Annotated in this window: 17 protein-coding genes, 2 pseudogenes, 2 CRISPR repeat arrays and 1 riboswitch; of the genes and pseudogenes, 2 read left to right on the plus strand and 17 right to left on the minus strand. The window is 46.1% G+C overall.

From position 1 onward, the window contains the following. Nucleotides 1-221: 221 nt before the first annotated feature. Complete coding sequence (locus DESYODRAFT_RS17865; protein WP_007785228.1) at nt 222-1034, minus strand: HD-GYP domain-containing protein; 813 nt, start codon at nt 1032-1034, stop codon at nt 222-224. Nucleotides 1035-1262: 228 nt separating this feature from the next. After that, nucleotides 1263-1349: riboswitch (cyclic di-GMP riboswitch) on the minus strand. Nucleotides 1350-1618: 269 nt separating this feature from the next. Here DESYODRAFT_RS17865 and DESYODRAFT_RS17870 point away from each other — a divergent pair. Next, entirely contained in the window at nt 1619-2179 is a 561-nt protein-coding gene (locus tag DESYODRAFT_RS17870; RefSeq protein ID WP_007785232.1) for a tyrosine-type recombinase/integrase, read from the plus strand. A gap of 453 nt (nt 2180-2632) precedes the next feature. Next, nucleotides 2633-3396: direct repeats of the CRISPR family, unit length 32 nt; unit sequence ATTTCAATCCACGCTCCCATGTAGGGAGCGAC. A 168-nt stretch (nt 3397-3564) separates the two neighbouring features. On the opposite strand, the pseudogene cas2 (DESYODRAFT_RS17875) reads toward DESYODRAFT_RS17870, so the two are convergent. The 15 genes and pseudogenes from cas2 (DESYODRAFT_RS17875) to cas5 all read right to left on the minus strand — a co-directional run bounded on the left by cas2 (DESYODRAFT_RS17875) (nt 3565) and on the right by cas5 (nt 22616). Next, nucleotides 3565-3856 (minus strand): annotated as a pseudogene (gene cas2 / locus DESYODRAFT_RS17875) (CRISPR-associated endonuclease Cas2). Nucleotides 3857-3866: 10 nt separating this feature from the next. After that, entirely contained in the window at nt 3867-4898 is a 1032-nt protein-coding gene (gene cas1c / locus DESYODRAFT_RS17880; protein ID WP_007785235.1) for a type I-C CRISPR-associated endonuclease Cas1c, read from the minus strand. Further along, complete coding sequence (gene cas4, locus DESYODRAFT_RS17885; RefSeq protein WP_007785237.1) at nt 4895-5566, minus strand: CRISPR-associated protein Cas4; 672 nt, start codon at nt 5564-5566, stop codon at nt 4895-4897. The genes cas1c and cas4 (DESYODRAFT_RS17885) overlap by 4 nt, the downstream gene beginning before the upstream one ends. A 97-nt stretch (nt 5567-5663) precedes the next feature. Then, nucleotides 5664-6518 carry a type I-C CRISPR-associated protein Cas7/Csd2 gene (gene cas7c / locus DESYODRAFT_RS17890; protein WP_007785238.1) on the minus strand — a complete coding sequence of 285 codons (855 nt, stop codon included), beginning with the start codon at nt 6516-6518 and terminating at the stop codon, nt 5664-5666. Further along, nucleotides 6515-8647 (minus strand): type I-C CRISPR-associated protein Cas8c/Csd1, encoded by a 2133-nt coding sequence (gene cas8c, locus DESYODRAFT_RS17895; protein ID WP_007785240.1) that lies wholly within the window; start codon nt 8645-8647, stop codon nt 6515-6517. Before cas8c ends, cas7c begins: the two co-directional genes overlap by 4 nt. Then, on the minus strand, nt 8644-9387 hold the full coding sequence (cas5c, locus tag DESYODRAFT_RS17900; protein WP_007785241.1) for a type I-C CRISPR-associated protein Cas5c: 744 nt from the start codon (nt 9385-9387) through the stop codon (nt 8644-8646). Before cas5c ends, cas8c begins: the two co-directional genes overlap by 4 nt. Before the next feature lie 13 nt (nt 9388-9400). Continuing rightward, a complete protein-coding gene (locus tag DESYODRAFT_RS17905) occupies nt 9401-11848 on the minus strand; it encodes a CRISPR-associated helicase/endonuclease Cas3 (RefSeq protein WP_007785243.1) in 2448 nt (815 codons plus the stop codon). Nucleotides 11849-12330: 482 nt separating this feature from the next. After that, nucleotides 12331-12726 (minus strand): AbrB/MazE/SpoVT family DNA-binding domain-containing protein, encoded by a 396-nt coding sequence (locus tag DESYODRAFT_RS17910; RefSeq protein ID WP_007785245.1) that lies wholly within the window; start codon nt 12724-12726, stop codon nt 12331-12333. A 1062-nt stretch (nt 12727-13788) separates the two neighbouring features. Continuing rightward, nucleotides 13789-14620: direct repeats of the CRISPR family, unit length 32 nt; unit sequence ATTTCAATCCACGCTCCCATGTAGGGAGCGAC. A gap of 168 nt (nt 14621-14788) precedes the next feature. Continuing rightward, on the minus strand, nt 14789-15079 hold the full coding sequence (gene cas2, locus DESYODRAFT_RS17915) for a CRISPR-associated endonuclease Cas2 (protein ID WP_014184263.1): 291 nt from the start codon (nt 15077-15079) through the stop codon (nt 14789-14791). A gap of 10 nt (nt 15080-15089) precedes the next feature. Next, nucleotides 15090-16034: a CRISPR-associated endonuclease Cas1 gene (gene cas1, locus DESYODRAFT_RS17920; protein WP_007785251.1), complete on the minus strand. Its 945-nt coding sequence runs from the start codon at nt 16032-16034 to the stop codon at nt 15090-15092. Next, nucleotides 16031-16704: pseudogene (gene cas4, locus DESYODRAFT_RS17925) on the minus strand (CRISPR-associated protein Cas4). The gene cas1 and the pseudogene cas4 (DESYODRAFT_RS17925) overlap by 4 nt, the downstream one beginning before the upstream one ends. Nucleotides 16705-16738: 34 nt before the next feature. After that, nucleotides 16739-18892: a CRISPR-associated helicase/endonuclease Cas3 gene (locus DESYODRAFT_RS17930; protein WP_242833482.1), complete on the minus strand. Its 2154-nt coding sequence runs from the start codon at nt 18890-18892 to the stop codon at nt 16739-16741. 50 nt (nt 18893-18942) lie between these two features. Next, nucleotides 18943-19827, minus strand: coding sequence for a type I CRISPR-associated protein Cas7 (locus DESYODRAFT_RS17935; protein WP_007785256.1), 885 nt, complete (start codon nt 19825-19827; stop codon nt 18943-18945). After that, nucleotides 19817-21952, minus strand: coding sequence for a hypothetical protein (locus DESYODRAFT_RS17940; RefSeq protein WP_007785258.1), 2136 nt, complete (start codon nt 21950-21952; stop codon nt 19817-19819). The genes DESYODRAFT_RS17935 and DESYODRAFT_RS17940 overlap by 11 nt, the downstream gene beginning before the upstream one ends. Next, nucleotides 21942-22616: a CRISPR-associated protein Cas5 gene (cas5, locus tag DESYODRAFT_RS17945; protein ID WP_007785260.1), complete on the minus strand. Its 675-nt coding sequence runs from the start codon at nt 22614-22616 to the stop codon at nt 21942-21944. Before cas5 ends, DESYODRAFT_RS17940 begins: the two co-directional genes overlap by 11 nt. Nucleotides 22617-23009: 393 nt before the next feature. Here cas5 and DESYODRAFT_RS28770 point away from each other — a divergent pair, with 393 nt between their 5' ends. Beyond that, entirely contained in the window at nt 23010-23234 is a 225-nt protein-coding gene (locus tag DESYODRAFT_RS28770) for a hypothetical protein (RefSeq protein ID WP_007785262.1), read from the plus strand. Nucleotides 23235-23432: 198 nt separating this feature from the next. Here DESYODRAFT_RS28770 and DESYODRAFT_RS17955 read toward each other — a convergent pair whose 3' ends face one another. Continuing rightward, entirely contained in the window at nt 23433-23654 is a 222-nt protein-coding gene (locus tag DESYODRAFT_RS17955) for a helix-turn-helix domain-containing protein (protein WP_007785264.1), read from the minus strand. Nucleotides 23655-23728: the final 74 nt, after the last annotated feature.

Raw genomic sequence — 23728 nt, forward strand, 5'->3', positions numbered from 1 at the left:
CTGTCTGACTCTTAAAAATCTCTAGAAGCTATACTTCGTCTCCCATGCATGGCTTACGTTTTTAAATTAATTCTTTTCCTGTCCATTGGTCAGCCCCTTAATCTGGCTTTTGCACCGCCCATCCACTAACACAAAAGCCCCGCTACCTGCCGGCAGAAGCCAGCGGATAGAGGGGTTTTTCAATAGACTCTTAGGGAACTTGCGGCAAGAGAACAATTCAGTCAGCATAATTCCAGTATCTTTTCCAGCAAAGCAATTAATTCTTGGGAATACTTTTCTTCGTCATTTCTTAGCATCTCTATGGCAGTCTCCATTTCTTGCGGTTGCTTATAAGGTCGGCCGGAGGTAATGGCATCAACGGCATCGGCAATCATTACGATTTTGGCGTTGCGGCAGATTTCATCTCCCTTGAGTCCTTTGGGATATCCACTTCCGTCCAACCGCTCGTGATGCTGCAAAACCATATCCGTGCATTCCTTGGGAAGATCAAACGGTTCCAGAGAACACATGCCCAACTCACAATGCTGCCAAATATAGACCTTTTCCACTTTGTTTAGAGGCCCGGGTTTTTGAATAATGTGTTTTGGGACCAACAGCTTGCCTACATCATGGAGAAGAGCACCCAATCCTATATTCCAAAGTTCTTTATCATTGTATTTTAGCTCCACGGCCATCATCAACGAAATAATGGCAACATCAATGGAATGTGTATATAACCAATCCACATAATTACTCAAGGCGTTGACGTAGATCCACCAAGGATTTGTTTTAGACTCAAAGATGATAGTGCTTAATATCTTGTTCGGATATTCCAGACCGCGATTGTTACGGATCTTCTTTCTTCCTCCGAATGCCTGGATAATCGAAGACGATGTCGTCTTTTGTTTGGCATCGAAGCCGATCAGCCCTTCTGCTTTAAAGCTGCCAAGCTTTAACAGCTTTTTGGCAACTTCACGCGTTATTTTATGACCTTTGCTCAGCAGCAATACCCCATTCTTGTCATAGATATCTTCTTTTGATAAAAAGCCAGACATTTCATTAACCCCTTTCTATGTTTACTCCCAACTTCCAATAGCTTGTTCTCTAAAAAGTCCGATAGATAAACAGTTGGCTCATGCTTCACTGGGATAAAACGTTCCTTTCCTAAAGTGTCAATGAAAACAAAAAAAGTAAGCAGCATAAAAGCTGCCTACTTTAAGTTTATGGTTTAAGCTACAAGTAGTCCCTTAATTTAAGTTTAATTCCTTAATCCATATCTTTCTCTTGGCAACCCAACGATCATGGCAATTTCTTGCTTTAGACTTGCGGCTTTGCGTCTCCACCTTTCGATGGATTTGCCTTTATCAATTTGTAAGTTCTTGTACATTTCCTATTCAACGGCACATTTAGTCGTCTCTTTTCAACCTTTTAGCCCGGAATTACAGAGAGTCTTTTCCTTAAGTATGGAAATAATACAACATTCTTGAAATTTTGTTGCATTTTAAAAATTAAAAAATCCAATTATACAAAGGGTTTGAGCTAATGAGTTTTAAAATCACCACAATTTTTATATGTATAGTAGCTTATCTTTTTGTATAATATAACATGCAAAAGATACATTAGGAGGACAAAGATAATTATGACTGTTGAACCGATTAGAGAAAAAGCCAAGATTAAGCAGCTTTATCAATATTTGAATGGAAGCGATCCGAAATATGCCTTGATTTTTAAGTTTGGTATTAATACCGGCTTGAGAATCAGCGATATCATATCTCTTAAGGTGACTGATATTTTTAACGAAAAGTTGCAATTCAGAGAGTATCTGATTATAAACGAAAAGAAAACAGCCAAAGAAAAGAAGATTAAAATAAATGAAACCTTGCGCAAATGTCTTCATATTTATGTTAAAACACGGAATCTAGCCTTAGATGACTACCTTTTTCAAAGTCAAAAAGGCGGTTATTTAGGAAGAATCCAGATTTACAGGGTGCTGAAGGAAGCTGCAACGGTAATGGGTATTGAAAACTTTGGCACTCACAGTTTAAGAAAAACATGGGGTTATTGGACATATAAGATGTCTAAGTACAATATAGGGCTTATTATGGACACCTTTAATCACAGCTCAGCCAGTATCACTCTCCGCTATATTGGCATCAATCAAGATCAAAAAGACGAGCTGTATTCTATGGTTCAACTATAAAAATTGTTTTTTCGTGTAGATTTATTAACATAAAACCAATATGTTGACATTTCAGTAATGATAATATAGAATTAGCACTAAACATAAATGCAACAAAATTTCAAAAACGTTGCATTTTATGGTTTATTTTACCAAGAAAATTTCTTTTTTTGCTGATTTTTAAGAATTAAGAAGCCGCAGAGTACTTGTTTTAGTGCTTTGCGGCTCTTTTTATATTTATATGGCTGTGTTTTTATTTTCTAAAAGCAATAAATAAAAGTTTGCATTATTTTAATGATCTCAAAGAGGAAACTTCTCATCTGAGGCATAATTATGGCTAACCTAAACATCATTTGTACTCATTTTTATTATTTATTAAAGCACGACGTGACATTCTTTCATTAATACTCGATCTCATTTTTTCCAATTGAGTCTGCGGGCCGCCGTCTGGTCGACAATGGCTATCGCCTCAAGATTTCAATCCACACTCCCATGTAGGGAGCGACATTGTGTAAATGGAAATCAAGTTACTTATCGAGGGTATTTCAATCCACGCTCCCATGTAGGGAGCGACTAAAGGGATTACGAATACGGATTTAAATTTTGAATTTCAATCCACGCTCCCATGTAGGGAGCGACCTTATTTTAGGATGAGGATAATTATCGATGTTCATTTCAATCCACGCTCCCATGTAGGGAGCGACGCGTAGAGTCATCATTGTATTGAGCCTGGATATCCAATTTCAATCCACGCTCCCATGTAGGGAGCGACCTGACAATGCAGGATAAGTAGGAGGTATTTCAAGTATTTCAATCCACGCTCCCATGTAGGGAGCGACACAACACCGGGAGCAAAGTCTTCTTGAAGGCAAGCGATTTCAATCCACGCTCCCATGTAGGGAGCGACCTGCTGGCCCCTTTGGTGCGGGTCGCTTCGTGCAAATTTCAATCCACGCTCCCATGTAGGGAGCGACAGTGGACTGGATCTCATCGAAAATCAATATTGTCATTTCAATCCACGCTCCCATGTAGGGAGCGACCCAAACTTTTGTTGATAGCGATATTGGCTATAGATTTCAATCCACGCTCCCATGTAGGGAGCGACAAAAGGTATCGGTAATACTTCGTTAGTGCGTGATATATTTCAATCCACGCTCCCATGTAGGGAGCGACGATGACGCCAAGCGACTCCCGGAAAATTTGTAAATTTCAATCCACGCTCCCATGTAGGGAGCGACAGCAAAAATCAGGAAAAGCTATCTCCTATAACACAATTTCCGCCCATCTTCTTCCGTATCACACCAAAACCGACAGCCCTTCCCGCGCATTTCTATATATTCCAACAAATTTCCTTACATCTCGCGGTGCGAACCTCCCGGGGTTTTTATGTGCACTATAGGTTCGCACTAAATAATCAGCGTATCCTCAACATCAAAAGAAGCCTTGGCACCAATGTGCTCAACCTTATTCTTGTAATTATTCCCCAACAAATAAAACCTCAGGCTGTCCTTCTCCACATCAATGATCTTCTCCAGCTTATGTTGGACCTCACGGAACTTCGCCGCATCCAGTACGCATTCAAAAACCGAATTCTGAACTCTCTGCCCATAGTTCACACATTGTTTGGCGACCTGACGCAAGCGCTTTCTCCCCGCTGCCGTTTGCGTATTTACATCATAGGGTAATCAGCACTAAAATTTTATCTCACCTACTTCCACATAAAGGCCGGATATCCGTCCAGATCCCCCCGAATAAACCGGGCCAACAACATGGCCTGAGCATAGGGCACAAGCCTCCACTCCATTTTCTCCTGCAGAAAAGGATGCTTTATCTCCTCCTGTTTCCTGCTTTGCCACGCCTTTAGGACATTTCTTCTCGTATCGTCATCCATGATGACGGCTCCATTTTCCATCCTGGTAAATCCATCGGGACTGACCTCCCGTCTGTTAATCAGAGAAAGGACAAAACGATCCGCATAGACGGCCCGCAGTTCTTCCATCAGATCCAAGGCCAAGGAAATCCTCCCCGGCCTGTCCCGGTGCAAAAATCCTACATAGGGGTCCAACCCCACCGTTTCCAGTGCCGCAGCAGCATCATGAGCCAATAAGGTATAGGCAAAAGAGAGCAGGGCGTTGACATTGTCCAAAGGAGGGCGTTTATTCCGAACCTTAAAATAAAAGTCCTCCTTTTGCCGGAGAATCAAATCATCCAGCACCCTGAAATATTGGGCTGCCGCTTCCCCTTCCACTCCCCGCAGCTGCTCCAAATCCTTGCTGTTCTCAACCGATTTCAGAGCATTGGCCAAGGTTTGGCAGACGCCTTTTAACTTTTCTACATCCAGCCTGGCCCCATGATCCCGGGTAGCCCGCTCCACCACCCAGCGGGAGTTATATATTTTTCCCAAAATGAAGCTCTTGGCGATTCTATGGCTTTCCGTCCCATCGTCGGAAAGTCTGTACTGGGCTTTTCTTAGGGTGACATTCCCCCTGACTTCCCCCACTACCCTGCCCAGGAATTTCCCGCTGGATTTCATAAAGCTCAAGGCGATATTGCGTTTGGCACAAGCCCCCATCAAGGCCGGGCTGGCCCCGGTATAGCCAAAGGCGATAATGCCTTCCAGATTATGCAGAGGAACTCTCAAGGCCTCCACATCCTCCTTTAAAATCACAATATTTTCTCCATCAAGGGATAGATAAGTATTAGGGGACGTCACATAGAGGGTATTCAATAATTTTCTCATGGATCAACCTCAATCTCTGCAATGGTTTTCCTCATATAGTCCAGGGCCGACGGATTCTTGCATAACTTAGGCAGACAAAGCTCCTTAAGGGAACAAGCCTTGCAGGCCTTAGTGGTTTTGACTTTAGGAGTGTATCTCTTGTCATAGAGCTCATGCATCTCCCAGCAAATCCTGATGACTTCCTCCCGGATCTCCTCGTCCAAGGTAACTTTTGTTCTGCGTTTGGGTTCTCCATAATATAAGTACCCCTCCGGGATAGTACATAAAAGCATCTCTTCCAGGCACATAGCCTGGGCGCATAATTGGAGCACATCCGCATTATCCTGTTTGGGTTTGCCCCGTTTGTACTCCACCGGCACCGGCAAATAGGTTTCCTGCCTGCCGTAAAGCGTGACGCCGTCCCGGGACTTATGGAACTCCACTACATCACAGGCCCCGGTGATCCCCAGGGTACGGGAGAAAACTCCCATCCCCCGGGAAATGATCAGAGTTCCCCGCTTTTCCCTGATGGTGCTGTCATGGGTTTTCTCATGCAGAATGGCCCCCTCCACGGTACGCAGATTCTCCTGCCACTGCTGTTCGATGTGGATCAAGGCCCACTGGCGTTTGCAAAACACATAGTGCTGGATGCCCGACAAGAGCAGGAAATCGTCTTCTTGATATTCCATCCTTAAAACCTCACTAATCTCTCACTACATCAATGCCCCGCTGACACCCCAACAATCTTTCTCCGCCAATTTTTGCTTCGTTTGATCCAACGGATCATTAAACCAAATCGATGATTTCAGGAACACACTCCGTCGGCTTCAGCTCAATCTCATAATCAGCAAAGGATTGGGGAACATCTTTTTTAGGCGTGATATGCAAAGCCCGCTGGATCATTGCCGATGTTTCTTTCGGTGTTTTATCCCCATGCTCCCACCAGTAAACCCTGCATACTTCACAAGAACCCTCGGGCCGCGCCGAAGAGGCATCATTTTCAAACAAGGTGCGCAATGCCTCTTTAAACCTTTCGGCATCCTCATGAGTGAAACCGGTTTTCTCCGCCAATTGGCAATTGATGCTGCCCCGGATCACATACAAACCGAAATTAACGAAATGCTTCATTCCCATGGTGTCCGATGATTTGCCGCTCTTTCCCGCTTCACTGTTCACGCTCTTGGTGATTTGCATACCCACAATATCAATCGGTGAAACACTGACCGCCTGCTGCACCGACACCGGGCCGCGCACTCCCACGGATACCTCATCCCCTTTAAAAGCAAAGACCTGGCCGAAAGCCCGCACATCAAACCATTTGCGGCAAGCGATTTGCATGCACTTATCCCGGTCTGCTTTCTTCCCTTTGCCCATTTCCGCTTTAAACTCCTCATAACCATCCGCCCGGTCCTTCAAACTTTTGTACCCGTCGTCCGAACGGTCATCAGACTGGACAAAGATGCACTCACCCAGATCCTGAAGCCGGTTGCGAAGCTTGCGCTTGACGGCCACATCCGAAAAAATCCCATGCCCGTCATAATCTTCCCGGGGACGGTTTCCGTTGAGGGGGTCCCCGTTAATATTGGCCCGTGTGACTGAAACGATGGCCGCAAAGTCAATCTTATTTTGCAGAATGCTCATCTAGGTTCCTCTCCTTCTCCATCATCATAATCTTCATCCGTTTCTTCCGGCGAAAGAATTGCCCCCACCGGAGCAGACTGCTCCTTGGGCCAGCGCTTCAAATCCGTTCGTTGACAGTCATAGCCGATCAGGTATTTTCCGTCCAGGGCTTCGTTAGATACGCGGTCTTTGTATTTAAATAACCCCGTGATTTCACCACTCAGCAGATTCTTGTAATACTCTCTGGAAGCAGGATTCAGCTTTGCCAGATAGGGCTGCAGATTTTTCCAGATAACATTCCAGGTCCGGAAGGGACTGCGGGAAAATGCCTGCATATACCGCTCCGCATTAGTAATCCGCGTTTCCCCTTTCTCATAGGTGGCTCTCTCCACCCGTTCCGCCACAGCCAGCATGCGCCCGTAAAGATAGCTCCTGTCCCGGTTCGTTTTATCAAGCTCCATCCCCAAAATCACTCCTTCACTTTCCTTGCGCTGCAGCTTCTCCCAATAAAGACGCTTCACCATAGAGCAAGCGATATGCAGAACCTTATTGTAATGAAATTTCGCTTTATAAGCCAAAGGGTTGGAGGCCTTCAGGACGGCCGCCCGCACCATATCCCGGGGGATCGCCCCGCCGTCAATAATGCACGGGCGCAATCGTTCAAAAACGGCAACCAACAGGGGCGCCTTATTATCGCTGTTCTTGGCCAGCTTAAGCTGGGAGTTATTGTCCTCCCCTTGCTCCGTACCGTAAACGGCCAGGGCAATCTCCCGGAGGGAAACCATCCCTTCATAAACCTTCAGTTTCTTATCCTGAATATATTCATGTTTCCAGGCACAACTGTCATGCCACAGGCGAAGATTTTTAAGATAACGGGAGGCCTCCAGTTCCTTATAATAAGTCATGGCCAATCTCCCCGGCGTGGCACTGTCCAGAGCCAGAACCACCATCTTGGAAATACCGCTCAGCTTCGAGGCATAGCCATCCAGCGCCGCATTAAATTTTGCCGCACTGGCATAATTTGTTTCCGGAACATCCCCTTCGTCCTCCTCAGGCAGGCTCTCTTCCTCGAATTCAAATTCAGCCTCATTTCCCGCTTCTTCTGTTACCCTGGACAGAATATCAGCCGCACTGGCGTAGAAATCGGGTAGATCCCGCAAGGCATTTTCCCAAGCCACAATGCAGACCCCATCCCGGCTGAACCCTTGCCTGCGAATAATCCATTTCAAAGCATTATGGGCTTTCTGGGAAGTGACATAGCCTATGGACAATGCCTCATTATAGCCTGTTTCTTTGTCTTTAGTATTGAACCTGCCCCGGTACGTAAAGTTCGCATCGTCATTGGCGGAAATCAATTTGGCCTTGGTATCCCATTTCCCCCGGATTTTCAGTGGATGGGTTTTGGCGCGGGGCATATGTTCTCCGGTCAGATAGCAAAGGTCCGTAGTCTGAAAGGTGGATAAGTAATAGTCGATAAAGCTGCTCTGCACCGTTCTGTCCAGCCATACGGCACTGTCATAAGCGTTGTTCGGATCACCCAGAATATCCTCCGGCAGAAGTTCATCATTCATAAATACGCGGAAACGGACAAAAGCCTTATCCAGAGAGGCTTTTTGGATTTTCACTTTATCGGAAACGATACCATTTTCATCAGCCCCTAACACCTGGCTCCCGATTAAATCTCCCGCAACGGTCTGCTTGGCAACATAGCGATAGATAGCCTTTACTTTGGGATGGGAAAAGGGGGATTCGCACCAGACCTTAAGGTCTGCAAGGTAAAGAGGAAAGGACTCTTTCAGCCTCACCAGTTTGCGCTGTCTTTCTTTTTCATTTTTAGCATCGGGGAAATAAAAGGTCACCGCCTCCGACAGGTCACCGGCAACATAGGCCAGGGAGTCAAAAAGAGGCAACGCTTTGATGCCGCTGGTTCTGCTTTCCGGGTAAGGGACCAGGGTTTCCGCTTCCTCCTTTTCCAGGATGCGCGCGCCGAGGTAGTTTCCCTCCTGATCAATATGAATTTCGATTTGCGCCTCCATGGTATCGTACCCTACAGGGAACAGCACCAGGGACTTCCCCTTCCACATCTCCGCTTTACCGGCCCGCTCCGCGTTGGCATCATACAAAGCGCAAAGGGATGATACCCAATTCATTCCGCCACCCCCTCCCCGGCAAATTCGGCCAGACCTGAAAAATTACCGCCAGCTTCTCCGAAGGGCTTGACCGGCATTTTATGGAGGATGCGTCTGTCCCGATCCGGAATCTCTTCCGGGCCAGGGAATTCGATCACACCCCTTTTCATGACCACATGATGAAAGCGTACGCTCATATGCCCCTTTTCCGCCTCCCGCAGCGCTTCATCCGCATAGGTAAAGCCGTGAAACATATAGCCCAGATGAAGCTCCTCCACCTGATCATAGATGCCCGCTCCCTCGCCGAAGACACAGGGTTCCACCGTCCCCTGACATTCCCTGGCTCCCAGAAAAATATCCCGCCTTCCGCCCCGCTCAATCATGCGCCGGGCAATATTGTGGTGTTTATGCTCATTACGGTCGGCAGCCAGCTCCGGCCGGTTTTCATTCCAGATGAAATGGGCCCGGACCTGATAGCTGACATCTTTCAGATAGGTATAGACAGACAAATCGTTGCCGCCATCGTAATTTCTGGTGCGGACTCCTTCTGACGCCGTTTGAATCATGTTCATCACCCGGACCGCGTCAATCATCCAAACCAGGGTTGGCTTCCAGTAGACGGAGGCCAGTATCCCTTTCAAAGCTTCATAAGTAGGCACATAGTAACTGGTTTTTTCTCCTCCCACCCGGGTGACCGGATCGGCAAACAAGGCCCTGTCTCCCCTGACCAGGAACTCCACGGTATTTCGCTTGACTTCCATAACCATCACCTCCTCAAAAGATCAGTGTTTCCATCTTAATGTCCAGGGTTTCATCCACTCCATACTCCCCGTCATAGTAACCGGGGGGGAGCACCAGAATGCCCGCGTCCTCCAGTGTCAGAGCTAAGCGCTGCCTTTGAATCCAGTCATTCTCCCGCAACTGAACCATGTAAGGCTGAAGCTGCCGCAGGGCTGAACGTTTTTCCTGGAGGGTCGTTGCCGCCTTCAGCTTTTGCAGCCTGTTCCCGGCCTCATGGTCATAGTCAATAAATACATCTACTTTTCCGTCATCCTCGATCACGGAAAACGCCTTACCCGCTTCTCTGAAGGCCTGCTTCAAATCGGGAAGCCGCTCCTGAGGATATTTTTCCTCAAATCCTCTTTGGCCGGAAGGATTGCTCGTCAGCAAATGGAGCAGGTTGTGCTCCGGATCGAACTTCAGGGGATAGGCCATTTCCGCAAACAAAGAGTAAAAGTATCGTGCATAATATTCTTTCATGGCGGCCTTGGACAAAGCCCCTCCCGGATAACGCCCGGGAGAGGTTTTTATGCTGTACAGCAATTCCTGAGTGGCCTGCCGGGCTTCTTTGAGATAACCCAGCCTGCCTGTCTGTTCATCCCGGAGGTTGATGATGGAGACGATTCCGCAGGCGGTTTCATAATTTCGGTTGCAGCGTCCCGCCGCCTGGACAATATTATCCAGGCCGGTCAGCGAACGGACAACCCGTTCAAAAGACACATCCACTCCCGCTTCGATTAAGGATGTACTGATACAGATCATCTTTTCACCGGACTCCTTATCCTCAAGCCCTGCGCGCAATTGACGCAGGACTCTGCTGCGATGAGCGGGGCACATATTGGTGGAGAGATGGACAATCCGGCAGGGCGTTTCATCTGCCAGCCTGTTCCGTATCTGCTTAAAAATTTCACGAGCGCCTCGTTTGGTGTTGACAATGGCCAGCACGGACCGGGCCTCGGCCAGTTGACCGGCAATAAAATCCGCCGCATCTTCCCGTGAATAACCCCGCTCCGTCATGCAGTCCACAATTTTCACCCGTCGGAAAGCCTTGATGTATTTTTCTTCATCGGCAATGATGCTTTTCGGAGGTAAGATCTGATATTTATCCACCTCATCCAAAAGAGGCTGAGTGGCGGAACAGAGGACCACAGAAGTTTTACAGAAAGTAGCCAGAAAATTCATAGCCCCGTTAAAAAGCTTCAAAACCTTAATGGGCAGGGCCTGGATTTCATCCAGGATAATCACAGAATTCCCCAGAGCCTGCATCCGGCGCAGGTTGGAGGTCTTACCCCCGAACAACGTGTTCAGGAACTGAACGGCGGTGGTAGCTACCACCGGGGACTGGGCCCAGTTTTCCGTCAGCAGTTGATACCTTTTCTCCTCTTCCTTTTTATCGTTGCTCTCATTATCATTAAAAATAATGTTGGAATGATGTTCCAGCACAGCGTCTGGGTCCCCGATAAACCTGGAGATTTCCGCTGCGTTTTGCTCCAGAATGGAGTTGAAGGGAGCGACATAAAAAATGCGCTCTTTTCCATAATCCCGGGCAGTATGTAAGGCATAGCGGAGAGCGGCCAGGGTTTTTCCTGCCCCGCAGGGCACCACCAACCGAAAGATCCCCGCTTCGCCGCCGTCAAATTCGGCACAGGACCTGGATATTTCCCCTCGGTAAGGATCCAGGCTGGATGGTTTTTTCCCTTTTGTCAGCTCTTCCAGTTCTTTTTCATAATGGGCTAGATAGGTTTCCCACATAGCCCGGCGCTCGTCGAGTGCTTTGGGCTGGGGCAAGGCTCGCTTGTCTTCAAAACAGGCGGTATCTGTCCGGTCGGCATCTATGACAAAGGATGTGAGCAGGCGGGTAAACATAGCCAAGTAAAATTGGAAAGAACCTAAGGACTTATCTTGTTTGGTCAGTGACTTAATGCTTTTGATCATGGCGCGGATATCAAGGCAGGCATCTGCAAATTCCTGATTGATCAAATCCCCGCCATAACAGTGATAAACAACCTCTTTTACACTTTTATAGGAATCGGCAACCTTTTCCGCCGCTTCCGCAAACACGGCATCCCCGTCCAGAGAAAGGCAGTCCCTCAGTCCGTGATGGCTCATAATCGCCGTCCGGACCATTTCTGCGGTTAAGCGGGGACTCAGCTTTGAGGAAGCCAGTTCGTTGACCAGCATAGCGCCGTGAGTGGAATGAATAACCGAACCGCGGACGACTTTTTTCCCTTCAGCCGCCGCCCGGATATATGCGGCAAACTCAGGCGTATTTTTGCCGTCGTCATGATGCCGCCCCGCAAATTTGGCGATATTAGCTAAGCCGTAGCTCTGAGCCATAGCGGCGGCCAAGTCTGCTACATGATCATTGTGCTCATCCACATATTGTTCTTGTTTATCTGCCGCGCGGATATGAGCAATAAAACGCTTGGAGTTCGTATGCATCCCCCCTGCTTATACTTGTCTTTTTATTATAGCTCTCCTTTTACCATATTTTGTGTTATAATTTGTCGTTTCTTTTGCTTTGATAAATAAAAAGAACGTCTTAACCAATTTTTATGGGAAGACATTCTCTTTACATAAATTTCAATCCACACTTCCCTATGGGAAGTGACCTGGATCTGAATCAGATTTTCTTCTAAGTTCTTTGTATTTCAATCCACACTTCCCTATGGGAAGTGACAGCAAAAACTAATAAAAACTATCTTATTTCAGATAGTTTTATCCTATTTTATTCCGTTGTTTACCAAGAACCTAACTTTTTCCCCAATAATCCTTACATATTTCAGCAAATTCTCGCACGCTTCGCGGTGCGAATCCCCCAGGAATTTTATGTTCGCTACACATTCGCACTAAGATAATGCATATATCCTCATTCTCCTTTTCTTGATATACCTTCGACCTAAATATTAGAAAAGGTCTCTTTTTTATTGGCTGCGAATGCATTTTTTACTCAAATTAGCCACGCACTTGGAGAGCATGGTCCGTTTTATATTAAGCTCTTTTGCCCGTTCTGTCTTAGCCAAATCAATGGCTTCATCCGCATTAAGGTTTATTGTAGGCTTTAACGCTCCTATTACTCCTCGGATTGACTTCTTAGTTTTAGGTTGAACTTCAATAATTCCTTCTTTTTCATTTAAGATAAAAGCTAGTCTATCTCCTTCATTAAGTTTTAATAGGTTTCTCAACTCTACCGGAATAGTCATTTGCCCTTCGCTGGTTAACTTTCCAGAGAGAAGTGCTTGGCCATAATCAATTACCCCTTTACAAAAAGTATTACTTAAAGTATAAGTAATACTTTTTGTAAAGTAAAGTTTTTCCAAGTTGCTTTTCGATCACCAAGGCCACTGTCTCAACGCGCAAAATTTTAATTCTATTTTCATCTGAAATACCAACCATCATTTCCCTCTCCTTTTTCCTATTTCTTTTTTCTTATCGGCTAACCATTCTCCTTGCACCTCCATACTGCCGGTTAAACCGTTGGAATCTATTTATTTGAATAACGTGGTTTTTAACTCAAAATAATTTTTAATCACAGCTACTTGAACCGAAAGAGCTTGAATACGAGCCGTCTCCAAAGAATCGACCCATCCCGCCGTATCGTTTTACAAGACCCTCAAGCCGGTGCGTAATATTCAGGATAATTGTAATAAAAGGGAATAGGTCAAGCGTATTTGAGGAACAGTCAGCAAATGGATGGGAGGCTAAGATATGCTCTTCCAAGATAATATGGAACGAGACTGCTTGCCTCCCCCTGCAGTGAAGATCATTCAAATTCGTCACTGGCGACGAATTTGAATGATCTTCAACATACCACGCAGTCTCAAAGGAGTTTATATCCAGATATTAAGTGAATTTCATAAACTCAATAGTGTCCTATCTTAAATTTAGGCTTCCCTGTGGGAAGCGAAGCAAAAAATAATAAAAAACTCTCTTTAGTAAAGGCTTTTGTCTAAATTCTTAAGCTTTTCGTCAAAAACTACAATTACAAATCCAATATTCTCCTATATTTCAGCAAAATCTTCATGATTTCGCGATGCGAATCCCTCGGTAATTCTATATTCACTCCACATTCGCACTAAATGATAAATGTGTCCTTATTCTCTTTTCCTTGTATGTATCTTCGGCATAAATACTTGCAAAACCTTGTTCTTTGATAGATTTATGCCGATCATCACCAATTTAAATAAATTCTATTCTCACGAGACCATGAGGGCAGCTTATTTTCAATTGCATTTCTGTATCAGCAGATTGGGGATTGAATTAATATGCTTAAGGACTTTTCGTTCAAATCATTTCCAGCCTTTAGTTTCTTTTTATGTTCTTTGAATTTGTCGTAATCAATATCCCAAAACGAAGACCGTCAATAGCTATTTTGCCGTCAAATTTCAATCCACGCTCCCATGTAGGGAGCGACTGAGTGTTGGAAGAAGAAATGCACCTGCGGCGCTATTTCAATCCACGCTCCCATGTAGGGAGCGACCGTCTCATCCATTGCATTTGGTTCAAACTCAAGACATTTCAATCCACGCTCCCATGTAGGGAGCGACAATTTTATCGTCTTGATCCATGTCGACATCTAATATTTCAATCCACGCTCCCATGTAGGGAGCGACTTCGCATAACCGGGATTAATATCTACTATTGTTGATTTCAATCCACGCTCCCATGTAGGGAGCGACAAGCAGCATTACTGAATAAATAACGGTAAACCAATTTCAATCCACGCTCCCATGTAGGGAGCGACGAGCGTCCAAGATCGCACGGTTTATTTGATGCAATTTCAATCCACGCTCCCATGTAGGGAGCGACCGACTCCACTTGCAATAGCACCAAATACTATTAATATTTCAATCCACGCTCCCATGTAGGGAGCGACAGATGATACTTGCCAGACATCACCATTCACGTTACCCATTTCAATCCACGCTCCCATGTAGGGAGCGACACAGCGTCTGGTGCCGGCATTGTTTCCCCCTCCAAATATTTCAATCCACGCTCCCATGTAGGGAGCGACCAAAGACAACGCGGTTGTCGATCCGATCACCGGCATTTCAATCCACGCTCCCATGTAGGGAGCGACAATGGTTTGTATGTCTGCGATTGTATAAGACACGATATTTCAATCCACGCTCCCATGTAGGGAGCGACGCCATGACGTTGAGGATTGGTTGAACATGGTCGAATTTCAATCCACGCTCCCATGTAGGGAGCGACAGCAAAAATCAGGAAAAACTATCTCCTATAAAACAATTTTCGCCCATCTTTTTCCATATTACACCAAAACCGACAGCCCTTCCCGCGCATTTCTATATATTTCAACAAATTTTCTTACATCTCGCGGTGCGAACCTCCCGGGGTTTTTATGTGTACTATAGGTTCGCACTAAATAATCAGCGTATCCTCAACATCAAAAGAAGCCTTGGCACCAATGTGCTCAACCTTATTCTTATAGTTATTCCCCAACAAATAAAACCTCAGGCTGTCCTTCTCCACATCAATGATCTTCTCCAGCTTATGCTGCACCTCACGGAATTTCGCCGCATCCAGCACACATTCAAAAACCGAATTCTGAACTCTCTGCCCATAGTTCACACATTGCTTGGCAACCTGACGCAAGCGCTTTCTCCCCGCTGCCGTTTGCGTATTGACATCATAGGTAATCAGCACTAAAATTTCATTTCACCTACTTCCACATAAAGGCCGGATATCCGTCCAGATCCCCCCGGATAAACCGGGCCAACAACATGGCCTGAGCATAGGGCACAAGTCCCCACTCCATTTTCTCCTGCAGAAAAGGATGCTTTATCTCCTCCTGTTTCCTGCTTTGCCATGCCTTGAGGACATTTCTTCTCGTATCGTCATCCATGATGACCGCTCCATTTTCCATCCTGGTAAATCCATCGGGACCGACTTCCCGCCTGTTAATCAGAGAAAGGACAAAACGATCCGCATAGACGGTCCGCAGCTCTTCCATGAGATCCAAAGCCAGGGAAATCCTCCCCGGTCTGTCCCGGTGTAAAAATCCCACATAGGGGTCCAGTCCAACAGTTTCCAGAGCCGCAGCAGCATCATGAGCCAATAAGGTATAAGCAAAAGAGAGCAAGGCATTGACATTGTCCAGGGGAGGACGTTTATTCCGGACCTTAAAATAAAAATCATCCTTTTGCTGGAGAATCAAATCATCCAGCACTCTGAAATACTGGGCTGCTGCTTCCCCCTCCACGCCCCGCAGCTGCTCCAGATCCCGGGTGGCCCGCTCCACCACCCAGCGGGAGTTATATATCTTTCCCAGAATGAAGCTCTTGGCAATGCCGTGGCTAGACGTCTCATCGTCGGAAAGTCTGTACTGGGCCTTTCTTAAGGTGACATTCCCTCTGACTTCCCCCACTACCCTGCCCAGAAATTTTCCGCTGGATTTTGCAAAGCTCAATGCGATATTGCGTTTGGCACAGGCCCCCATCAAGGCCGGGCTGGCCCCGGTATAACCAAAGGCGATGATGCCCTCTAGATTATGCAGAGGAACTCTCAAAGCCTCCACATCCTCTTTCAAAATCACAATATTTTCCCCGTCAAGGGATAAATAGGCATTGGGGGACGTCACATAAAGGGTATTCAGTAATTTTCTCATGAACCAACCTCGATCTCTGCTATGGTTTTTCTCATATAGTCCAGGGCCGATGAATTCTTGCATAGCTTCGGCAGGCAGAGCTCCTTAAGGGAGCAGGCCTTGCAGGCTTTGGTGGTTTTGACTTTAGGCGTGTATCGCTTGTCATAGAACTCATGCATTTCCCGGCAAATCCTGATGACTTCTTCCCGGATCTCCTCGTCCAAAGCGACTTTTGTTCTGCGTTTAGGCTCTCCATAGTACAGGAACCCCTCCGGGATGGTACACAAAAGCATCTCTTCCAGGCACATTGCCTGAGCACATAATTGCGGCACATCCGCGTTATCCTGTTTGGGTTTACCCCGTTTGTATTCCACAGGCACCGGCTGATAGGTTCCTTCCCGGCCATAGAGGGTAACGCCGTCCCGGGACTTGTGGAATTCCACTACATCACAGGCCCCGGTGATGCCCAGGGTCCGGGAGAAGACTCCCATCCTCCGGGAAATGATCAGAGCCCCCCCCGCTTTTCCTTAATGCCAGTATCGTGGGTTTTCTCATGGAGGATATTCCCCTCCACGGTACGCAGGTTTTCCTCCCACTGCTGTTCAATGTGGATTAAGGCCCACTGGCGTTTGCAAAAGACGAAGTGCTGGATGCCAGATAAGAGCAGAAAATCTTCCTCTTGGTATTCTATTGTTAAAACCTCCAGACTCAATCCTTCCAAGAATTCAAATGATGATAGCTTCTCCTCTATATTTCTTTAATTTCACGATACTGGCCATATAACCCAGAAAATCGTCATATTCGAGATTCCACCTGTATATATGGTCCATGATCACGGGCGTTCTCAGTTCATCCAACTTATATTTGGCAATTTGAACCGAGACTTTCTGCAGTTCTTGCCAATCAACTTTTCCGTACTGCAAGCGTTTTGCTACAGCCAGATCAACCACGACAAGACGGGTATCGCTGTCAATTACCTTGAAATTCCGTTCCACCTCACGAAAGTTTCGTAATTTCTCATCAGTGACCAAATTCTCATGCTTTTTGGATCGTCCATATAAGGCGATTTCATCAGCAAGGGATTGGGTGCTCAGTTCGGGAGCAATGGCTTTATCCTCTTCGAAATACCCTTTAAGAACAGTGGCAGAGTCCTTTAAGCCCGGATTAAACTTTAACAACCCGTCTTCCAAAATACAAAATGTCCACATCTCAGCATCATCAAGGAGTCCCTCTCGATTAACACGTCCTGAAGCTTGCAGCAGCGATACCAGTGATCCCAGCTCGCGGAATCCGTTTTTGAAAGACAGGTCTACGCCGGCTTCAATACACGACGTTGCAACCAGGGTCCAATTGGTGTCCTCTTTGTCAGCCAAGCGTTCCTTGACTCGTTTAAGTGTCCTTTCCCGATCGTCTGCAGTCAAAGCCGTAGACAAATGCTCCACACACTCCCGGCCAAAGTGTTCCGAAAAATAGTCCGCTAATACGGCGGCACTTTGAACCGTATTCAGGATAACTAGTCTCGGTCCCGGAAACTTACTGATCCACTTAGCAAGCTCCGCTGTGTTTTTAGGGGATAAATCATAATGATAAGAAATCCGATTGTTTTCATAAACCGCAAGGCGACTGCGCAGTTCGTCAGCGATGATTTCCGGTACAGAGTGAGAAATCTCGCTGGCTGCGATTTCCGGGATTGTCCAGAATCGATTCAGTGAGCCAGAGGCCAGAACCCAGTAGCAGCCCCATTCCGCAGCATAAATATTGATCCACTTCCAGGCAATAGGCAGAAGTTTAGCCGGCAAGGCGGCATGGGATTCATCTACAAAAACGGCACTGCCGGGCAATTCATGCAAGCGGCGCAGAGTTGAGGTGGAATTCGCGGCCAGGGTTTCAAAAAAAGCAACGGCCGTTGTGACAATAATGGGTGCCCGCCAAAGGGCAGTCAGGTGTCTGGCCTCTTCGCTTTCAAAGTCCGCCCGGTGGTGCAGCTCCGCCACAACCTCTTCAGCCCTTTCCCCCGGCAAAACGAGGGTCTTCCGATAGGTATCGACCGATTGTTTAATGATATTCGTAAAGGGCAGCACAACAAAGATGCGCCTCAGCCCACGTTTTTCCGCCTGAGCCAGCAAATGAGCCATAACCGCTGTTGTCTTTCCCGATCCCACCGGGCTGTCACAGGAGGTTATGCCGGCGTTAATGCCGGCATCCCGGCAAGCAAAATACATCTCATTGCGCAGAGCGTTCCGATCATCGTCAGTTCCTTTCTTCTTTAGCTCTGCAATATGCCGGTCTAATTGGGCAAGCCGTTCGGCGGCACACAATTGAACCGGAGTCATTTCAGCCGGATACTTCCGGTAATGAATCGCCGTATCGGTGTGGTCCCCATCGACGAGGCAGGATAAAAGCATCCGCAGGAAAACCGATTGATCTCCTTTGATATCTTCCTCACCATATTCAAAATGACTATCAATAAGACTATTGTGGATGGCTTCAAGTTCCGGCAGCTCTTTGTCCACCTCTGAGGCAATGGAGCTGTCCCGAAAAACCGCATCTCCTCTATCCATCTCAACCGTAAAATCGGGAAAGCCCATGTGGTGAGCCTGGATGACAGCGGCAGAGAGCGCAGAAAGGTGTTCGCCTTTCAAAAAATAGGCCGCTCCCGCATCAACGTGATTGCGTGGAAGGGATTTATCTGATTTTTTCGATTTATCTGGCTTTTTTCCGGAAAGCACATCCTGATTTTCTTGGTTCAGCTTGCCCAGATCGTGAAAGGTGGAAGCTTTTTCTGTGATCTGTGACAGCAGTGTTTTGTCACAATTTGCATAGCGGCTGATATCCTGCACATATTCCTGTACAAGGGTCTTTACACCACGAATATGCATCGGGTACTCCTGCTCGGGAATATCGTCTTTTTTACTGTGCGCGTAATAAATCATACCAGCATCAAGTCGCTTACGGAACTCACCTTAGCCTGCAATTCCTCCGGCAGAGCGGCCCTATCTTCATAGTCGTTCCAGCGGGTCGATGCAATAGTCCCATCGCCAATCCGCTTTGGTGTAAGCGCTTCCAAAAGAAGATAATCCGGACAACTGCCCAAGGCATTCAGATGCTCAATATACCAGGCATGACGAATGCGCACATCGGTGCGAATGGCGGAACGGTTCAAATCATACGCTCTGGGAATTAACAGCTTAAGTAAGTCAATATCTTCCTTCGTGCAACCGGTCTTGCCTGCATAATTGGGATTCACAAAAAACGGCATACAATACACGCCATGTTCCACAATCCGGAAGGCCAACGGAGCCATTCCGCCTTGTTTATCCTCCTGTACTCCGGCTTTTTTGGTGTTCGTGTGGCGTATTACATTGACCGGTGAAATGGATACCCCCACACCGAATTGAACAACACCCGTTTTAATAAATCCCTTATTGGCTCCTTTTTCTAAAAAGGTATTGCCAAAGACCCGGGCATCCCAATATTTTTGCACAAAGGTACTTTCTAAAAATTCCTTCTGATCAAAGTTTTTGACGTCCTTGGACATCTCCCCTGTGATAGACTTCAAGTCGCGGTCGCGGGACTCCAATATGCTGTATCTCTCTGAATTGCTCACATAAATCTGAGGAAGGCTCTGGAAAAATAAACTGTCGTGGTCATCCACTAAATCACGAAGCTTGCGTTTGAAAGAAACCGGTGAAATTTCCCCCAGGCCATTGGGACGCTGGCGGGGATCACTCTCTCTGTCCGGGTCCCCATTCGCATTTGAATTGACCACTTCAATCACCAAAAGCCCGGTTGCCCGCTTAATCTCACTGTTCATCGTCAGTTCCTCCTTCATTATTATCCTGATCGTTATCAGCACCGCTTGCTGTTACTGAAGGCTCTCTTTTAGGAAAGGATGCCAGATAGCCGATAAACAGCTGTGCCTTTTCTATATCCGTGAATCGTGTTGAGCCCGTCACTGTCACTTTCAGTTTGTTAGCCGCATTTTCATACAAATTGAGATACCAGCGTGCTCTCCAACTCTCTTCATTTTTTGTGGAAATATTTTTGAAACGGTATTGTTTGGCCCAGGTTATATAGGGATTCATGCGAAGAGATAATTGAGCCATCGCCTGATAGGGCGTTTCACCGGCTGTTGTAAACAGGGCACTGCCCGCCAGCTGTGGTGGGACATCCCCGCTTCGCACAACTTTACAGTACAAGGTATGCAGTTCGTCGGATATTTTCAGGAGCTGTCCGACCAAATAAGCCATGTTTTCCATGTAGTTCTCCTTTCGATCACCCCGTTTATAAAGCAGCAGCCCAAGGAAAGACAACAACGGAACCGTTTCATTTTTTAATCTTTCTAAGGCCTTCTCCTCTTTCTTGTCCTTGCATTTTGAACCTCCGTGCATCCAGTTGCCCATATAGCTTATCAACCCGGATGAATGATTAAGTACGGTATGCAGGTAATTGTCGATCATACTTTCCTGCATAAGGTCGAGCAGCAATTCCATCCCCTGATAATATTTCATTCGCTCAACGTCAGTCTTGCCCTGGGCCAATTCCCCGTTTTGCTTCCAGACATTGTTGACGATGCGGGCCACCTGCAGGGGAAAAGGGGTTTTGCGCTCACCTAACTCTGTTTCAGGCGTATTCCAACAACCGGCTCTCCAATCTTCCGCCGCTTTGATGAGCTGATCCGGTGAGCAATTGCGGGTAAATACCACCTTAGAGCGGGCTTTGTCTAATTTGCGGATTGTGAAAATCTGAATAAACTCCGGCTTATCCTTGACTGGAAGACCCTTTAGAGTCCGGATAAAGTCTTGAGCAATGTTTTCAAACCGTGCTTCCGCCTGTATGGAACGTTCCGCTTGACTGACGCCGAAAATTGAAACAAATTTTGGCTGAATCTCCGACAGCTTGGAAGGGTAAGCAAATACAATTTCGTTCTTATCGATTTTCCGCCATGTGACACCCTCCCGCTCCAGGCCGGCAACCCATTCCAGTGATTTTTTGACAAGTGAACGATTTTCCAAAGCAATAGGGTAGGAACCATCATCGATCTGTTCATAACGATACTGGCAGGGTTGCCCGTTAAACATCGAACGCAAAGTTACCTCAAATCCACTGAGTTTCACGCTTGGCATCGGTTCATTGGGATTAACAAAAGGAATTCCAAAGGCGTCATTCCCAGCACCTTCAGGCTCTTTCGAGGCATTCAACAAGCTGGATGCCAATAGCCTATCGTTGATCCACTCGGTGGTGTGCCGGCTTGTTACGGGATACCCATACTGTCGCCAGTCAAACAAATCTAAAACAACGGAAATTGATACCCCAGTGTCGTCGTGATGATTTTTTTTAGGGTCGCCTTTATGGAATAGCACGGCAAGCAGAATACCGAGGTCCTCTTGTTTTTGAAGCTTAGTAAAAATGCACTTTTCCAATGCGGATTTGAAGCTCTTGTCCGACCCGTTTTTGAAACCGGACGCTAAACGGATTAATTCTGAAAGGAGGGTTCCTTCAGGTTGTTCCTGATTTCCAATTAAGTCCGAAAGGGTCTGGGAAATACTATGTAAGCTTCTCTCGATTTTTTTGACAATACTTTCTTTCCAATTGTCATCGACACACCATAATTTAATTTTTTCAAAATCAGGGGGGATAGTACCTTTTTCAATCTGCTCCAGCTCGGAAATCTGATTTTCATTGGTGATGCGGTATAGGGGAACGATATTGAAAGCGGGAAATGTTCCTTGATTGTTCCCGTATTTTCTCAGCGACTGGGCAAGCTCTGCGCTTATGCTCTCAAGTCCACGAATCGAGCCGTCCTGGGCAAGCCATATCCGTATACAGGGGGCTTTGGCAGTAACCTTGGGTAAGGGTTTATATTCTCTATGCCACTCCTTGGTGCTAATCCCTTTATTTTTTAAAGCAGTGGATAAACTATACAATTCATTGAGCATAGGTTTTACCCCTTTGCGGATACTCCAACACGCCGTTTTGAATGACAAGGTCATTGTCGTATACATAGGAAACCGGAGAGGCATATCCTTTGGCAAAAACCTGTCTCAGCATAGAGGGTATGATTACGGAGCTCGTACCAGACAGCACCTGTGTCGTGTCCCGAAATTCACCAAAATAGGAAGGGGTAAATTCTTTCCACCCCAAGGTCGGAAGGGAATAGCACTGACCTCGTTTCAGTCTTCTTTCAAAAATACTTTGATAAGCATGGCCGGGTGAGGTCGTTCTTTTATCCCATTGCACCGCCCTTTCCGGCAACCTGCCTTTTTCTTTGGCGGGAACAACTTCTGCGTACAGTCTATAACAAACATCAATTAACACAGTGGCATACAACTGATAATTATTTCCCTCTTTAATCGATTTGGGATTTCGCAGAGGTCCTCCATAGTTAGTGCAATAAGAATGGTATTGTATGGGCGCACACAACTCCACTTTTGTGGGAATTATTTCTACGCCAGGCCCCCATAAGACGGATTCAAAAATAGCCTTAACTGCAGAATAGGTGGGGGCCGGATAGCTGACCGGACAGTCGCCGCTGTCCGGTCTTGTCCACATGGCGGTGTTGCCGGCTATCTCCATGGCAACTGGATACGACAATTGAACCATGAACATCCTCCTCTCTGATCAAATTATGCTTGTCTTCCTAAATTATAGCTTTCCTATTACCATATTTTGTGTCGTATTTTGTTGTTATTAGGATTGATAAATAAAAAGAATGTCTTAACCCGATTTTGGGAAAGACATTCTTATTGCACAAATAGACGTATATATTTCAATCCACGCTCCTATGTAGAGAACGACATCTTTACAATACCATAAATGTTAAAATATGTGAACATTTTATTGCCTTTATTATATTGGTTTTATATAAGTCTACATGTAAAATAAAGTTTTATATAAGTCTAAATGTAAAGTAAAATCTTTTAAGAATAAAGCCTTCACCTTTGCATATCCTCTAGTAGAGTTCAGAATTTCTCAGACAGGAGAGGAGGCTATATCATGATAAAAATTTTTTCTACGAAAAAATTCCTAAGCATTCGCAAAAAAGTTTCAAACGATGCTAGCATCACCGAAACCTGCTGTAAATATAGTATCAGTATTCGTTGCATCAGCTCTGCGATTGGTTTTCCCAAGAAATCGGACATGGCACAAAAGCAGCGAAACAAAATAAGCCCCATCTTTGGACTGTTCATTGCTTTCCAAAGACGCAGCTCCCGTCAGTAACTTCACCTAGGTGATGACTAGGGGAATAATTCCCCCTGCTTCCTATCATAGGGACGTCATCGTAATTCTTCATGGAAAAGCAGAGTTTGGCCTCCTTTAGGTGCTTACCAATCTCGGCGACCCCTAAAAATGAACATAGTTATTTCTATACTTTTCCATTCCGAAGAAAAACAACAATATTATTGCGACTTGCTAAAATTATTTCTCCGGCGGTACAAATTCCAGCAGATCGCTAATGTCACAATCAAGTACCGTACATATCCGGGCCAGAACATCCGTGTCCAATCTGCTTATACTGTTATTACAATAATTGTTGATTTGAGAACGCTGCATTTCCGCTCTGTGACTCAGCTTGTTTTTGCTGATTCCCTCTTTTTTAATCAGTTCATCCAACTTTATTTTGATTGTTCCGTATTCCATCGGAATTCCCCCCTTGTCCGTTAGCAACCCGTATCATTGACATATATAGTATGCTCTTAGTAGAATGAACATAT

The sequence above is a fragment of the Desulfosporosinus youngiae DSM 17734 genome, from assembly GCF_000244895.1.
Lineage (GTDB): Bacteria > Bacillota > Desulfitobacteriia > Desulfitobacteriales > Desulfitobacteriaceae > Desulfosporosinus > Desulfosporosinus youngiae.

What these genes read in the sequence shown, in the direction of transcription:
- DESYODRAFT_RS17870 (WP_007785232.1), top strand. Translation starts at nt 1,619, where the DNA reads ATGACTGTTGAACCGATTAGAGAAAAAGCCAAGATTAAGCAGCTTTAT.
- DESYODRAFT_RS17930 (WP_242833482.1), bottom strand. Translation starts at nt 18,892, where the DNA reads ATGCATATTCGTGGTGTAAAGACCCTTGTACAGGAATATGTGCAGGAT.
- DESYODRAFT_RS28770 (WP_007785262.1), top strand. Translation starts at nt 23,010, where the DNA reads ATGATAAAAATTTTTTCTACGAAAAAATTCCTAAGCATTCGCAAAAAA.
- cas5c (WP_007785241.1), bottom strand. Translation starts at nt 9,387, where the DNA reads ATGGAAGTCAAGCGAAATACCGTGGAGTTCCTGGTCAGGGGAGACAGG.
- cas1c (WP_007785235.1), bottom strand. Translation starts at nt 4,898, where the DNA reads ATGAGAAAATTATTGAATACCCTCTATGTGACGTCCCCTAATACTTAT.
- cas1 (WP_007785251.1), bottom strand. Translation starts at nt 16,034, where the DNA reads ATGAGAAAATTACTGAATACCCTTTATGTGACGTCCCCCAATGCCTAT.
- DESYODRAFT_RS17935 (WP_007785256.1), bottom strand. Translation starts at nt 19,827, where the DNA reads ATGAACAGTGAGATTAAGCGGGCAACCGGGCTTTTGGTGATTGAAGTG.
- DESYODRAFT_RS17955 (WP_007785264.1), bottom strand. Translation starts at nt 23,654, where the DNA reads ATGGAATACGGAACAATCAAAATAAAGTTGGATGAACTGATTAAAAAA.
- cas4 (WP_007785237.1), bottom strand. Translation starts at nt 5,566, where the DNA reads ATGGAATATCAAGAAGACGATTTCCTGCTCTTGTCGGGCATCCAGCAC.
- DESYODRAFT_RS17865 (WP_007785228.1), bottom strand. Translation starts at nt 1,034, where the DNA reads ATGTCTGGCTTTTTATCAAAAGAAGATATCTATGACAAGAATGGGGTA.
- DESYODRAFT_RS17940 (WP_007785258.1), bottom strand. Translation starts at nt 21,952, where the DNA reads ATGCTCAATGAATTGTATAGTTTATCCACTGCTTTAAAAAATAAAGGG.
- DESYODRAFT_RS17905 (WP_007785243.1), bottom strand. Translation starts at nt 11,848, where the DNA reads ATGCATACGAACTCCAAGCGTTTTATTGCTCATATCCGCGCGGCAGAT.
- cas5 (WP_007785260.1), bottom strand. Translation starts at nt 22,616, where the DNA reads ATGGTTCAATTGTCGTATCCAGTTGCCATGGAGATAGCCGGCAACACC.
- cas8c (WP_007785240.1), bottom strand. Translation starts at nt 8,647, where the DNA reads ATGAATTGGGTATCATCCCTTTGCGCTTTGTATGATGCCAACGCGGAG.
- cas7c (WP_007785238.1), bottom strand. Translation starts at nt 6,518, where the DNA reads ATGAGCATTCTGCAAAATAAGATTGACTTTGCGGCCATCGTTTCAGTC.